10 protein-coding genes are annotated in these 13,888 nt (G+C 56.3%); 1 reads left to right on the top strand and 9 read right to left on the bottom strand.

Going from position 1 to position 13,888, the window contains the following annotated elements:
• Nucleotides 1-22 precede the first annotated feature (22 nt).
• Nucleotides 23-253 (bottom strand): HTH domain-containing protein, encoded by a 231-nt coding sequence (locus tag VHE34_RS25895; protein ID WP_188936814.1) that lies wholly within the window; start codon nucleotides 251-253, stop codon nucleotides 23-25.
• 110 nt (nucleotides 254-363) lie between these two features.
• On the opposite strand from VHE34_RS25895, the gene VHE34_RS25890 reads away from it, so the two are divergent.
• Complete coding sequence (locus VHE34_RS25890; RefSeq protein ID WP_325593395.1) at nucleotides 364-1,077, top strand: hypothetical protein; 714 nt, start codon at nucleotides 364-366, stop codon at nucleotides 1,075-1,077.
• Nucleotides 1,078-1,250: 173 nt separating this feature from the next.
• Here the strand turns inward: VHE34_RS25890 and VHE34_RS25885 are convergent, their stop codons facing one another.
• From VHE34_RS25885 to VHE34_RS25850, 8 genes are all read right to left on the bottom strand, one after another.
• A complete protein-coding gene (locus tag VHE34_RS25885) occupies nucleotides 1,251-2,198 on the bottom strand; it encodes a glycosyltransferase family 2 protein (protein WP_325593393.1) in 948 nt (315 codons plus the stop codon).
• A gap of 603 nt (nucleotides 2,199-2,801) precedes the next feature.
• Nucleotides 2,802-3,494, bottom strand: a complete 693-nt coding sequence (gene trmD / locus VHE34_RS25880; RefSeq protein ID WP_325593392.1) for a tRNA (guanosine(37)-N1)-methyltransferase TrmD — start codon at nucleotides 3,492-3,494, stop codon at nucleotides 2,802-2,804.
• A 21-nt stretch (nucleotides 3,495-3,515) separates the two neighbouring features.
• On the bottom strand, nucleotides 3,516-3,902 hold the full coding sequence (locus tag VHE34_RS25875; protein ID WP_325593390.1) for an RNA-binding S4 domain-containing protein: 387 nt from the start codon (nucleotides 3,900-3,902) through the stop codon (nucleotides 3,516-3,518).
• Between the two features lie 46 nt (nucleotides 3,903-3,948).
• Nucleotides 3,949-5,223: a hypothetical protein gene (locus VHE34_RS25870; protein WP_325593389.1), complete on the bottom strand. Its 1,275-nt coding sequence runs from the start codon at nucleotides 5,221-5,223 to the stop codon at nucleotides 3,949-3,951.
• A 29-nt stretch (nucleotides 5,224-5,252) separates the two neighbouring features.
• Complete coding sequence (locus VHE34_RS25865; protein ID WP_325593387.1) at nucleotides 5,253-6,383, bottom strand: MFS transporter; 1,131 nt, start codon at nucleotides 6,381-6,383, stop codon at nucleotides 5,253-5,255.
• A 2-nt stretch (nucleotides 6,384-6,385) separates the two neighbouring features.
• Entirely contained in the window at nucleotides 6,386-9,169 is a 2,784-nt protein-coding gene (locus VHE34_RS25860; protein WP_325593385.1) for a glycoside hydrolase family 38 C-terminal domain-containing protein, read from the bottom strand.
• On the bottom strand, nucleotides 9,169-10,746 hold the full coding sequence (locus VHE34_RS25855; protein ID WP_325593383.1) for a RagB/SusD family nutrient uptake outer membrane protein: 1,578 nt from the start codon (nucleotides 10,744-10,746) through the stop codon (nucleotides 9,169-9,171). The genes VHE34_RS25860 and VHE34_RS25855 overlap by 1 nt, the downstream gene beginning before the upstream one ends.
• Nucleotides 10,747-10,774: 28 nt before the next feature.
• The gene (locus VHE34_RS25850) at nucleotides 10,775-13,852 is read right to left on the bottom strand and encodes a TonB-dependent receptor (protein ID WP_325593381.1); all 3,078 of its coding nucleotides are present in this window, start codon (nucleotides 13,850-13,852) and stop codon (nucleotides 10,775-10,777) included.
• Between the last annotated feature and the right edge of the window lie 36 nt (nucleotides 13,853-13,888).

Raw genomic sequence — 13,888 nt, 5'->3', positions numbered from 1 at the left:
GTAGATAGGCCAGGCACAAGGTCTATTCGGAAAGGAAGCGGATGGTGAAACTTCCGTCTTCGAGATAGTAATAGCTTTTTCTGGACCGGGAGTAGACGACGGGAGCGCCGAATTCTTTCATGAGCCGGATGTACTCGTACATGCTGCGTTCCGACATACCGATCTTCTCTGCCAACTCAGAAGGAGTACCGGTGCCCTTGATGCGAATGAGATGGTCGATGCGGTTTAACCGCTGGAAAATTTCCTTTTGCATAGAAATAAGGTTTAAATTAAAGAAAAGGTTATTTTACGGAAGGTAAGACGCTGCAGGGAAATATTGACTAAGTTTGTAGTATGTTAAATATTTTTTATAAAAAGAAATACATGAAAACACTAATGAAACCGTCCGTTTTCGTACTAGCGGCCGTCCTTGTCTGCACTAGTGTGCAGGCACAAACGGCTGATGAGATCGTCAATAAACATGTTGCTGCGATCGGCGGCAAGTCGGCTGTTGAAAATGTCAAGACCCTTTATATAGAGAGCGATGTAGATGTAGCGGGCAACAATGCACCCAGCACGACCTGGATCGTCAATGGCAAAGGATACAAGAATGAAGTGGAGTTTGGCGGCACCAAGATCCAAAACTGCTATACCGATAAGGGCGGCTGGACCGTGAATCCCATGACCGGGCAGACGACTGCACAGCCGATCCCAGACGAGCAGTTGAAGGCCATGAAGGGACAGATCAATGTCGGCGGGCCGCTGTTCGACTACGCTGCGAAAGGCAATAAGGTGGAACTGATCGGCCAGGACACCGGCGACTACAAGATCAAGCTGACCACGCCCGCTGCGTTGAACGTCACGTTCTTCATCAATAAAAAGACCTACCTCATCGACAAGACGGTCAGCACCGCCAGTATACAGGGCCAGGATATGGAGACGACGGTGCTGTTTTCCGATTATCGTAAAGTGGATGGAGGATATGTTCTTAACTTTAGCCAGCAGGTGACGCTGCCGATGTATACGCTGAACATCACCCACAAGAAAGTAGAGGTGAATAAACCGATAGATCCCAGTATCTTTGATATGCCTAAATAGGCCCCGGGCCCCGGAGGGGGCCTATTGCGACGCAAAAATTTTGAGGGCGGGGGCGGACATTTTCTTTGACGCCCGAAGCCCGAGATGCGCAGGAGTCGACCTATCCAAATAAGAAGAGCCGTTGTAGCGATACAGCGGCTCTTTGCGTTTTGTGACTTTCCTGCGCGGGCCCCTCACCGGCTTACGAGGCGGTAGTTCTTGAAGCACATGATCTGTCGTCCGCCGAGGAAGTTCTGCTCTATAAAGGTCAGGATGCGGTATTTCAGGAGTTCGTGTTTGTGCCGGACGACGGGTTGGCGGAATCGGCGGCGTTCGAGCTGGTCGGCCCAGTTGAAGAGGCGAATACGCTCCTGCATGACGGCGGGATGGCTGTCCTGGTATACCGTCAGCTGATCCAGGTTGCCAAAATCAAATTCTTCTTCCTGCTGGCGGAAATATTCTTCGGCGCTGGTCTTGCCGCTGTGGATGGTAGCAAAGGCCTTGCGCTTCTTCTGCATATAATGGGGCGGGCGGACCCAGCCGTAATGATAGATATGGGCGTCGACGCGGGCTACCTTCAGCTTGAACGTGCCTTTTTTCTCGCGATAGTGGACGCCGTCGAACTCGGGGATGCGGCGGAAGGACTGGGCCGACTCCCAGGAGTGGATGTCCTTGTCGTTCCGGATGATGCGGATCTCATTGGCGTACCAGGCATGGCTGGTAATGTAATGGTCGTAGTCACCCCAGAAATGGCGGTATTTGAAGAGAATGCCTTCCACGGACGTATCCTGCAGCAGTTCTTCGCAGCGCAGGCGGATACGGGGCAGGTCGTCCTCGTGCACCACCTCGTCGCTCTGGACATAAAAAAGCCAATCTCCTTTGCAGGCGGCCTTTGCGATATCCGTTTGATGGGCATGTTCCGTTCCCCGGGGATATTTGTCTAAGTCCCAGACAGTGTGGATGATACGTATCTTGTCCGAGCCTATGCTTTGAATTTCCTTTAGGGTGTTATCGTCTGGGTCGCAGTCGCCGAGGGCGACGACGAATTCGTCACAGATGGGGAGGATGGAGGAGATCGCCTGTTTGATAGGATAATAGAGTTTGGTTGCGTTGCGCACCATGGTAAAGCCGCTGATAGTCATAGCCAGTTTTTTTGTGTGTTTCAATACGCAATGTTGGAGCTTTGGTTGTCTCAAATATAGACGAACAATTACCGTGCTTAGTTGGACCAAAAGGATTAAGAGAGGATTAAACGCTGATAGACGGGAAATTGTATGAGAGCGCACGGTTTAACAAATGGATAACTGGTAATTAACGTCTTAATTCGATAAAAATCCCGGTGAACGCGGGTTTTTAACAAATTAAAAAGCGATTAAAAAACATTTAAAGTCCAATGGCGGACGTGGAATTTATTGCACAATGGGCGCGGGGAAGGTCATGTGGGATTGTCGAAGGGATTTTTCAGGGGTTAGCGGGTACAATTCCTATGTGGATAAGCTGGAATTGGTATAATTTATGTCTTTTGTGAGGTTAGGCTGCCTTTTCAGGTCCATTGCCGTTAAACCTATCCACGTTCCCGTTAAAGACGGACTTCGGGGCCGTCAGCCTTAAATCCACACCCTTATGAGAAAGACGATCGTCATCAACACGCTCCTTATTCTTGGCTACTACCTTATTCTGCAGTTGTTGATCTGGGTAGCGATGACATTACGATAAGGAGTCGACTCGAATTCAGACCGACAGGATCAATCCTCCTCTCCCTCCAGCAGATCAGGCCTTCGTTGCCGGGTTCGTTGGAGGGATTGTTCGTGTCGCCAGTCCTCTATTTTTTTCGGATCGCCGCTGAGCAGGATGTCGGGGACCTTTAGGCCCCGCCATTCGGCCGGTCTCGAGTAGACCGGTGGGGCCAATAGATTATCCTGAAAGGAATCGAAGAGCGCCGAGGTCTCGTCGTTCAGGACCCCGGGGATCAGCCGGCCGATGGCGTCGACGAGGACCGCAGCAGCGAGCTCCCCCCCGCTGAGCACATAGTCGCCGATGGATATTTCCCGTGTAACGTATTTATCCCGGATGCGCTGGTCGATGCCTTTGTAATGCCCGCAGATGAGCAATAGCCTGCCTTTCAGAGACAGACCGTTTGCCATTTTTTGATTGAGGCGTTCGCCGTCGGGAGTCATGTAGATGATGTCGTCGAATGGGCCTTCCTGTGATAGCGTTTCGATGGCGTTTGCGAGCGGTTCGGGCATCATGACCATGCCTGCGCCACCGCCGTATTGGTAGTCGTCGATCTGACCGTAGTCGTTGACGGCCCATTTGCGGAGGGGGTGGACACGGATCCCTAGCAATCCTTTTTCTTTCGCCCGTTTGAGGATGGAATGGTTAAACGGGGATTCGAGGAGTTCCGGGAGGACCGTGAGGATGTCTATCTGGAGGCTCATGACGCAAACCTACAATATTCTTCATTCTTCGAGGAAATCGTCGAGTTCCCGGCGTTGTTTTTTTGTCGGGCGGCCGATCTTGCTCTGGCGTTTGCCGGTGTTGAAGCTGGCGGCCTGGAATTGCAGGCGTTCTATCTCTTCGGCGGGGGTGATATCGATGTAGTAGTTGATGGCCTGGGAGTATTGGAGGCGGTGGTCGAGGAGGGCGGTGACCTTGATCCGCCAGCGTTTTTGCTCGGTCTTTACTTCGTATTCGTCGCCGATGGAGACGGCTTTTGAGGCCTTGGCGGCGTCGCCGTTGTATTTGACCTTGCCTTTTGTGCAGGCGTCGGCGGCTTCGCTTCGCGTTTTGAAGAGGCGGATGGACCAGAGATATCTATCGAGACGAAGTTTTTCTTTTTCGGGCATCTGATGCGGCGGCTTTTGCCGGGGGACAAATTTACGAAAATTCGGCCTAGTAGTAGCGGACCGATATACGGGTGGGCAGCAGCGGCTGGAAGTCTCGCAGGCGGCGCTGCAAAACACTGTCCCAGCGGTAGACCGAATAAAAGGTGAAGGTTCGTGTGGCGCCGGGGCGGGCGTCAGGCATATCCCAGGAGGCGATCCTGAACCAGTTAGAAGGGGCCCCTGACTCGAATGATGAGTCGGAGAGGATCGCGGTCGATACTCCATTCTTGCGGGTTAGAGAATCGATATCGGCGCCGGTGGCGCCGGAGTAATCGATCTTTCGGCCATCTGAAAAATAGGTAAGGGCTGCCACGTCGTTGGCGCCGATCGTTCCCCGTTGATAATAGCGATGAACGAATGCGGCAATGGGGTATTGTTGTTCGTAGATGCGGACGCTGTCCTGTGTGAAATGGGCCAGGGCCGGGACGCTTTGGACGATCAGGGGAAGGGCCATTACGGTTGCGGCTGTGACCGGCCGGTGGTGCTTCAGGATCAAAAGGAGAGCAATCCCAAATGCAATGATGGTGAGCGTTACAAGGTAGAGGGGATAGGAGCCCGTTACCAGGGGAGTGGGCAGGAAATAGCTACCCTTGATGAGGCTGACGCCGCCGAAGATGACGATGGGGGTAATGGCGATCGCGGTGAGCTTGAGGGCCTCGCGGCGGCGGTTGAGGGAATGCAAGAGGATGGCGATGAGGAGGATGAGCAGGAGATTGTCATACCGGGCGGCTACTGCGAGGAAAGCATACTGGTAGACCCGGCGGGGAAGCTTGCTTTTGCTGTTGTGAAGGGTTTGGATCAACGTGTCTATGAAGAGAAGGCAGAGGAGTAATTGCAGAACAGTTTCCGTGCCGCTGACCACCAGTAGCGGCAGGGCGGTGATCAGGGTCGTTCCGAGGAGAAGGATCGCTTGAGTGGCCGGTTCGATCTGGCGGCGGATAAACGCCTGTTGCAGGGTATATAGAAATAAAATAGCCATGATCGTGTTGAGGATCACCGGTATGATGAGATGCGCGCCGGCGATAAAGAAGATGAGCGCCAGGACGAAGGGATATAGCAGGGAAGCCGTTGCGGGTTGGAAGGTGTATTTCGAGACTCCCCAAACCTTGTAGAAGGCGAGGTTTTTGGCGGTGCTGATGTTGAGAAAGGAGCTATCGAGTGGATAGCTGATGTTGCCGTTGGTCTGTCTAAGGAGATTTGTCTCAAGCAAGATGACTGGGATGAGCAAGACGATCACGGCGATCACCAGGATAAGGCTATTTTTTTTATCGGGAAATTTCATCTCCCAAGATATCCCGGAGTGGCGCAGTGTCACCGCAGCTTGCTGCCTGTCCATGCCAGGTAGCCCCATGCGAGCAGGAGGAAGGCCAGCGCGGGGACGGGGCCGCCGGCGTCGCCCAGAAGTCCCATGATGGGCAGCAGGATGGCGCCTCCGGAGACGCCCATGATGAGGAGGCCGGAGACTTCGTTCTCGTGGCCGGGTGCGAGACGGAGGGCGGTGGCGAAGAGGATGGGGAAGATATTGGCGAGGGCGAAGCCGAGGATGAAGATGAGCGGCAGGATGAGGCTGAGCGTGGGGGCGACGAGGAGGGCGGCGAGCGCCCCGAGGCCGGTGAGTGCGCTGAGGAGAAAGAAGAAGCGGTTCTTGAGGCGCATCAGGAGGACGACACCTGCGAGGCTGCCTGTCGTGCGGGCGATGAAGTAGAGGCTGGTGCCGAGGCCGGCTTTTTCGAGGGGCAGCCCTGTTCGGGCCATGAGGAATTTGGGAAGTGTGGTGTTGAGGCCGACGTCGATGCCGACGATAGCGATGACGCCGATGAGGAGCTGGGTGATGACCGGGTCTTTTAAGAGCTTGAAGCAGGCCGCAATGGAGGTGGTGTTTGCGGTAGCCGGATTTTCGGGAATCGGGGTGGCGAGGAGCCAGAGTGTGTTGATCGCGCTGATGGCGGCGAAGGCGGGGAAGATCAGCTTCCAGTCGCCGAAGGCGGTGCTTGCGGTGGCGGCGATGATGGGTCCGAGGAAGGAGGCGATGGCCTTTATGAACTGACCGGCGCTGAGGGCGCTGGTGAGCTTCTGCGGCTCAACGACGTTGGTGAGCAGCGGGTTGAGGGCCACCTGGAGCAGGGTATTGCCGATGCCGGCGAGGGCGAAGGCGATCAATAGCGTGGCGAACGAATACGTTGCCAGCGGGATCAGCATGGCGATGGCGGTGAGGGCCAGCCCCAGCCCGACGGTCTTCTTCCGGCCGATGCGGTTCATCCACATCCCGATGGGAACGGAGAACAGCGCGAACCAGATGAAGACCGTCAGGGGAAGCAGATTGGCGACGGAATCTTTGAGCTCCAGGTCCTTTTTTGCGTAGTTGGTGGCGATGCCGACGACGTCGACGAAGCCCATGACGAAGAAGCCGAGGAATACCGGGACCTGGTAGCGGGTTTTCATTTTTATTGTTTTTCTACGCGGAGGGTGATGACGTCCTGGGGGGCGACCGTTATTGTTTTGGCGCCGCCTACGGGGGTGTTCCAGCTAAGCGTTGTGGACTGGGTCTGCTCACTGGGGTTGAAGAGGGTGAGTATCCAGGCCTTGCCGTCGGTGCTGGGTTTGAGGACGAGGGCGACCAGCTGCTGGTTCGAGAGCTGAACGCGCGGGGTTGTGGGCGCTTCACCCTTCGCTTCAGTGATGATGAGCGGCTGGGACAGTCCCGTAGCCAACTTTGTCGACGCCACCGGATCATAGGCCCTGTGTGGCTGCAACGCGTAGCGGAACGTGATGATCCCATCCTGGTAGGCGCGGTAGTTGGTCTCCCAGTGATTGTTCAGCGCCCAGGAATACAACTTCTGCGTGGGCTCGATATGCTTGCGCCAGACGGCGGGATTGGACTGACCGCCGAGCAGGGTCGCGGTGATGCCGCCCACTTCCACCAGCGGGGCGTCGAGGGTCACCCAGGTGATGCCGTGATCGGCATTGCTCACGTCTGCCCAGCTGCCTACTTCGAGCCAGTTCTTACAGGAGCCGGGTATCTGGTCCTTTTCCGGTTGCATAATGGCCATGGGGATATCCAGCCGCATCGTTCCTTCCTTTACATGGAAGGGGAAGCCGAAGTTAAGGCTTTCCTTACCGTGAAGATTGGCCCAGCGGTAATCACCCGGATGCGGGTCGAGCTCGGCGGGTAGCTTGTCGAGGACATTGGTCATTTCCACATAATCGAAGCCGTTGACGAGCCGGATGTCTCTTACGAGTTTTTCCACGCCGGGGGCCTTGGATTCGATCCTCAACTCCGCGAGCACGGGCCCCTGTTCTTTGACGGTGATGGTTACCGGTCCGTTGCGTTGGAGGTCTTTGAGGTTATTGCCGGGGAGGAACAGATAGTCGTTAAGCCCGCCACTGGAGTCGGTGTCGACGAATTCATTGTCGATGGACTTGTTTTTCAGGCTGGTGATGGCGCCGGTGGTGGGGTCGATGACGACTTTTATTATTCCATTGTCGATCGAGTTTTTGTCGATGCTGATGGCTGCGGATCTGGGGATTGCGCCCTGGCCGATAAAATAGCGCCGGGAGGCAAAGGCCGGGATATCCTTTGCGACGAAGGCGAGTTCACCGGTGGAAAGGCGTTGCGAGGGGAAGGTGTTTCCTGCGGCGTCGGTGACCTTATCGCCCGCGGCGGAGGCTTTATGGGACAAGAGGATGAGATCGGTTCGGGGCCAGGAGTTGGTGTTATAAATATCGATACTGTTTGGGATGCTCGCTCCCTGCGGGAGCGCGCTATCAAGAAGCTGCAAGGACAGGCTATCTGCCTCGGTGGCGTAGGACTTCTTGATGATCCATTGCTCCATCGTCTTCTGGCTGAGCGGACGGGTCACGCTGACATCCGCCCCCCAGGTGTGTTCGGAATAGAGGATCGTATTCTTCCAGGCGGCCCGGACCTTGTCGGCGGGATAGCTGCCCGTGCCCGTCATTGCCCAGAGGGCTTCGGCCTGGCTGAGCCGGTAGCTGGTGGCGCGGTTCTCGGCGGTCTCGAAGGCAGAGGAGGCGGCGCCGTCTTCCCAGTAGCCGGTCCAATCCCCTTTTTCCTGCGGCAACTGGCTGCCGTATTTTTGTTCAAAGGCGCTGAAGGCCGTGCTGGTCGAGGAGATAATGAACTTCGGCCAGGTGTAGGTGGTGTTCCATTCTTTTACGAAATCGCTGATCGTGATATCGGGTACCGCATTGTCTCCATGACCGCTCCAGCGGATATAGGAGATGTCGTAGTTGAAATTCTTGCGCTTCAGCTCTGCGATGTACTCGTCCACGAATTTTTTTGACAGTCCCTGGGGCATGCCATGGGAAAGGGCATAGCCCTTATACGGGATCCAGACGAGCACCTTTTCCTTCCCGCTGGGGCTGACCCAGTAGAAGGGCTTGTCTTCCCATTGCTGGAGGATATCCCCGATACGATCGAAATAATTGGGCGCGGCGGAGAAATATTTGATCCCCGCCTGGGCCATGGCCGTGACGGTGCCCCAGGTGTAGCCGGGGACGTCGCTGATCATCGCGGCGTCGACCTTCATGCCTGCCAGCGCGGCAACCTCGCCGCCGCGATGGAACAGCTGCAACAGCTCTTCCGGGCGGCAGAGGCCGGTGAGGGTGTTGACATACATCCCGTTCAGCGCTACGCCACCATCTTTTACCGCATTTATGAAATCCTGACGTTGCTGCTCGCTCATCCGGTGAAGGAAGAGATCGGCGGCGTATATCCCCTCGAGGTTCCAAACGAAACGGGCGCCGGCGGGATAGTCCTTTGTGCGGCGGGCGTAGTCGATACCGGTAAGCAAATTATTCATTTGCTTTCGCTCCACATTCGTCTGGATCTCGGTGTAGCCGATATCGTTGTGGGAGTGGGGGAGGATGTAGATGGTCATCTTGCGAACGGGCGTCAGATCGACCTTGCCCTTCGTCAGGGTCCCGCTCGCTGTCGCGAGCGTGAAGGGGACGGTTGTGGGCTTTTTTACCTCGGGTACGAAGAACTCCAGTTGACGGGCGCCGTGGCCGACGCCCAGGGTAAGATCGGGTGCGCCTTTGGCGCGGATAGTGATCGTGGTAGAGTCGCCGGGGTTGCTAAGATAGAGTGCGACCGACTGCATGGATTTGGCGAGAAAGGGTAGCCCACGGGCGCTATCCAGCCGCGGCCCCTGGGAGTGGGCCGCGGTGAATAGGATCGAAAAAAATAGTATGCTGACAGACTTTTTCATTAGTAGCCGGGATTTTGTGGTTTGAGATTCGGATTGCGCTGCATCTCTGATGTAGGCAAAGGTAGTAACAGATCGGTATTGCTATATTGCTGTCCCCTGCCATTCGAGTGTCCGACCAGCGCCGAGAAAGTCACATGATGCGAACCATCCGCATCGGGATACAGCCGGGTGCGCAACATATCGAACCAGAAATGTCCTTCCATGGCCAGCTCGCGGTAGCGTTCGGCGAGGATCAGGTTACGGCGATCGCTTTGACCGGCGGGGATCGCGGGGGGAACGACGTAGGCCCGTTGGAGGATCGGCATCAGGTATGGCGTGGGGTCCTGGCCCAGCTCGTTGGCCGCTTCGGCAGCGATGAGATAGACATCGGCCAGGCGATACACCGAGGCGTATTTGCCGGAGGCCGCGGTGCTGAACAGCGCCGTGCTGTCAAACCAGCGGTAGGGCATGAAGGAATAGGCGATGGAGGCCGGCGATCCGCCCGAAGTGGTGTAATTGAAGCTGGTGCTATAGAACTGCTTCTCATGGCGGCGGATGTCGTTGACGCTGTCATAGAGGTTCAGCAGGGTCGCCGACGGGGTCCACACCTGGGTGACGAGGGTATAGGCGACGTGGAGGTTGCTGTTCGGCAGCGTCTGGGGGAAGGTATTGGGCAGGGAATATTCGGGATAGGCCGACTGTTGGATCGACGGATTGTACTCGATGAAATAGAGGTATTCGCTACCCTGGTCGTAGCTGGTGAGCCGGAGCTTGTCAAAGGGCGTCGATCCGTTTCCATTGTCGAAAAGTGCATAACCCCCGGCGCTGCCCAGCAGCGCCTGGGCCTGTTGCAGGGCCTGGGTATAGGCCGCCGCGCCTTTTTGCAGGGGATAGCCGGCCATGGTCAATTCGACTTCTGCCAGGATACCACCCACGGTGCCTTTGGAAATGGTGTTGCCATTGGCGCCCATGGGCTTATCCGCGAGGTTTCCGTTCGTATAGGCCCATTGCAGGTCCGCGACGATCGCGCCGTAGATCGAGTCGACGGAAGACCTCGGGGCGTAAAGATTATTCAGATTCTCATAGGGCTGGAGGATCAGAGGAACGGCGCCGAAGAGCCGTACCAAATAGTAATAATCCATGGCCCGGAAGAAACGCGCCGTCGCTAACAACGGTGCTGCCGCCGACTGATCGATCGTCTTGCTCTGGCCCGTCTTTGCGATGATGGTATTGGCGCTGGCGATGTTGCTGTAGAACGAGGACCAGATACCGCCTACATAATTGGCCTGGTTGTCCGCCGTCATGGTAAGCGAGGCGTAATACCGGACGCTGGGATTCTGCGCCACGACGTTATTGGCCAGGCCGGAGAGATTGTCCAGGGCCATTGCGTTGGTGCCGTCATAGAGGCCCCCGATGTTGTAAAAATTGGCGGGGCCGGTGTTGACGTTGTAGAGGTAGTTGACGGCGCTTTGCACCTGGTCGATCGTCTGATAGTACGCGTCGACCGGCTGTTGACTCTTTGGATTTTCCGCGAGAAATTTATGACAGGACGAGAGCAGAAGGGTCAATCCCGTCAATATCGTTGTTATCTTTTTCATTTGTTCACGTTGAGAATTGGCAAATCGGTTAAAAACTCATGTTCACGCCGGCGGTGAAGGTCCTCGCCTTCGGGTACTGATAGAACTCGATGTTCTGGCCGAAGGGCGGGGCGTTTGGCGTATTCCAGCTCACGCTCTGTGGATCGTAGCCCTTGTACTGGCTGGACATGATCAGGAACAGGTTCTGCGCGCTGAGGTAAAACCGGAGGCGTTTGATGTGGACCTTCTCCAGCATACCCGGCGTCATATTATAGCCCAATACCAGATTGCGGCCGCGGATAAAGCTGCCGTTGGCGACCCAGTGACTGTCGAAGGATGCGCTCTGGCCTGCGTCGGGGGCGAATCGCAGTTGCTGGATGTCCGTGTTCTGGTGTTGCGGGGTCCAGGCATTCAGTTCGGTCACGAGGGAATTGCTGTAGCCGGTCCGGTCCTCGCTGGAGAAGAGGAAGGCCTGGGCGATGCTGGCGCCCTGGGAGTATTGGAGATCGATCATGAGGTCGAAGGCCTTATAGCGGAAGGTGTTGACGAGGCTGCCGTTCCAGTTGGGGGAGCCATGACCGAGGATATATTTGTCGGCAGACTCCTTTTCCTCACCCGCATGGTAGGGGAAATTCGGATCGGCGGCAAGGCCTTTCGCCACATCGTCGGTACTGTAGGTGCCTAGCCGTTTGTAGCCCCAGAACGAACCGGCGGGCGCGCCCACGCGGAGTATCGTAAAGCCGTCGCTGACGGGACCCCAGTAAGGACCGGGAAAGATATCCTCGTTGTTGCTGCCGAGGGAGAGCACTTTGTTTTTGTTATAGTTGGCCGTGAACGAGGTCGTCCAGCCGAAGTCGCGGCCTTCGATATTGCGGGTCGACAGCATCAGGTCCACCCCACGGTTGGACATCGCTCCAATGTTCGACAACACCCCACTAAACCCAGTACTGTTGGGTATCGGTTTGTTGAGCAACAGGTCCGTCGTTTTCTTGTAATAATAGTCGCCTTCCAGCGCGATCCGGCCGTTGAGCAGCTGGAGCTCGAATCCGACATCCGTTTGCGCCGTCTTTTCCCATTTCAGATCGGGGTTGGCCAGGCCATTGATGGAGGAAGAAGCGGCGCGGTTGCCATTGATGAGCGTCGTGCCGGAACCGATCGTCGCGAGCGATTGATAGCTGCCGATTTCGGTATTCCCCGTAAGCCCATACGAGGCCCGGACCTTCAGGTAATTGATCACCGGGATAGCGGATAGGAAATCTTCCTTGCTCAGTACCCAACCGGCGCCTACGGACGGGAAGTATCCGTATTTGTTGTCCGCGCCAAAACGGGAGGAGCCGTCGATGCGTTCCGTCAGCGTCAGCAGGTACCGGTCGGCATAATTGTAGCCTACCCTTGCGAAGTAGGAATTGATCGACCAGCGGTCATAGCTGCTTGCGGGTGAGTTGGGCTGGCTGCCGGCTCCCAGGTTGTACTGACGGTAATAGTCATCCGAGAAATACTGGGTGCTGCCGTTGAGCTGTTCATCGATGCGTTCCTGCCAGCTGGCGCCGGCCAGGGCGTTGATATGATGTTCGCCAAAGGTCTTCTTATACGTCAGGTAGTTCTCCTGTTGCCAGTAGCTGTATTGTTCGCTGTTGATCGACGCGACACCCTTCTGGTTCGCCGAGATATTCAGCAGGGTGGAGGGGGAGTAGTAGTCCCCCTGGTTGTTCTGGATATCCGTGCCGAACTGGGTCTTGAAGTCCAGGTCTTTTGTGAGATGGAAATTGAAGAACGCGTTGCCGAAGATTTGCGTACGCGTGTTGAGCCGGGTCTGCTGCAGGAGCACCTTTGCCGGGTTCTCCGCAGCGTCGAGGAAGGAAAACGTGGAAGATACCTGGTTGTTCGCCCAGCTGCCGTCCGGGAATTTCACCGGGAAGATAGGCGGCATCTCGATCATCGTGCGGGTGGGCGTGTTGGCGCCCGTGGTCGGGTCCACTTCATTCTCCCTGGAGTAGTTGACGAGCACGTTTGCTCCGAAATCCACCCATTTGGCCAGTTTGGCGTCGTGGGTGAACCGGACATTGTAGCGGCGGATATCCGAGTTCAGCAGGATCCCCTGGTTATAGGTGTAGTTGAGAAAGACGCCGGTGGAGGAGTTCTCGCCCCGTGTCTGGATCGACAGCTCGTGGTTGTTCGAGACGGCGGTGCGCGTGGAGGCCTTTTGCCAGTCCGTGTTGTACTTCGGCGAGCCGTCCGTGTTGAAGAGGCGGGTATCCGAGAGATCGAGTGTGCGCGGTGCGGCGCCCCAGAGGGCATTATTCGCCATCCCGCCGGCCAGCACCTGCAGCCATTGTTTGGAGTCGAGCACCTTCATCTCGTGCTGGAGATGACCCATGCTGACGGAAGCGTCATAGCTGACGGTGGCGCCGCGTTGGCTGGAACCCCGTTTGGTGGTGATCAGGATGACCCCATTGGAGCCACGGGCGCCATAAATGGACGTGGAGGAGGCGTCTTTCAACACTTCCACGTTCTGGATGTCATAGGGATTCAGATACTGGATATTCGTCATCGCCACGCCGTCGACGACATAAAGCGGATCGGTGGAGGAGTTGATCGATCCGATGCCGCGGATGATCACACTCGCCAGTCCGCCGGGGGCGCCCGAGTTGAGAGCGATGTCCACGCCGGCTACGCGGCCCTGGAGGCCTTCGAGGGCGTTGGTGATCGGCTGGGCAAGGATCTCTCCGGATTTGACGGTAGTGACGGCGCCCGTGACGTCGACCCTACGGGCGGTACCGTAGCCGACGACCACGACCGAGTCGATATTGACGCGGGAGACTTTTAAGGAGATCATAGCCGCCTGATCGGCGGTTTGTTCCAGTGTCGTGTAACCGATAAAGGAGAAGACGAGTCTTGGATTTCCTTCGGCGCTGATCTGGTAGTTACCATGGTCATCGGTCGTGACGCCGCCTTTTTGACCTTTTATCGTTACGGACACGCCGGCCAGCGGATTACCATTTTCATCGGTGACATGGCCGGTTCTGACGCGGGGCTGCGCATTGGCGAGCCCGATGGTGAGGAGGAGCAAGGCAAGGACGCAGAGGGCCCTACCGCTCATTTTTGGATGCAGTCTAGCATTTCCCATAATGCAAACAATTGTGGGTTGTTAAAAAATGAATAT

Source organism: Puia sp., assembly GCF_035546395.1.
GTDB lineage: Bacteria > Bacteroidota > Bacteroidia > Chitinophagales > Chitinophagaceae > Puia.
The sequence above is the reverse complement of the archived record's forward strand: the minus strand, read 5'-3'. Positions and strand labels throughout refer to the sequence as shown.

Coding starts and splice junctions, on each gene's coding strand:
- VHE34_RS25865 (WP_325593387.1), bottom strand. CDS start 6,383: ATGAAAACCCGCTACCAGGTCCCGGTATTCCTCGGCTTCTTCGTCATG.
- VHE34_RS25855 (WP_325593383.1), bottom strand. CDS start 10,746: ATGAAAAAGATAACAACGATATTGACGGGATTGACCCTTCTGCTCTCG.
- trmD (WP_325593392.1), bottom strand. CDS start 3,494: ATGAGCCTCCAGATAGACATCCTCACGGTCCTCCCGGAACTCCTCGAA.
- VHE34_RS25895 (WP_188936814.1), bottom strand. CDS start 253: ATGCAAAAGGAAATTTTCCAGCGGTTAAACCGCATCGACCATCTCATT.
- VHE34_RS25870 (WP_325593389.1), bottom strand. CDS start 5,223: ATGAAATTTCCCGATAAAAAAAATAGCCTTATCCTGGTGATCGCCGTG.
- VHE34_RS25860 (WP_325593385.1), bottom strand. CDS start 9,169: ATGAAAAAGTCTGTCAGCATACTATTTTTTTCGATCCTATTCACCGCG.
- VHE34_RS25890 (WP_325593395.1), top strand. CDS start 364: ATGAAAACACTAATGAAACCGTCCGTTTTCGTACTAGCGGCCGTCCTT.
- VHE34_RS25875 (WP_325593390.1), bottom strand. CDS start 3,902: ATGCCCGAAAAAGAAAAACTTCGTCTCGATAGATATCTCTGGTCCATC.
- VHE34_RS25850 (WP_325593381.1), bottom strand. CDS start 13,852: ATGGGAAATGCTAGACTGCATCCAAAAATGAGCGGTAGGGCCCTCTGC.
- VHE34_RS25885 (WP_325593393.1), bottom strand. CDS start 2,198: ATGACTATCAGCGGCTTTACCATGGTGCGCAACGCAACCAAACTCTAT.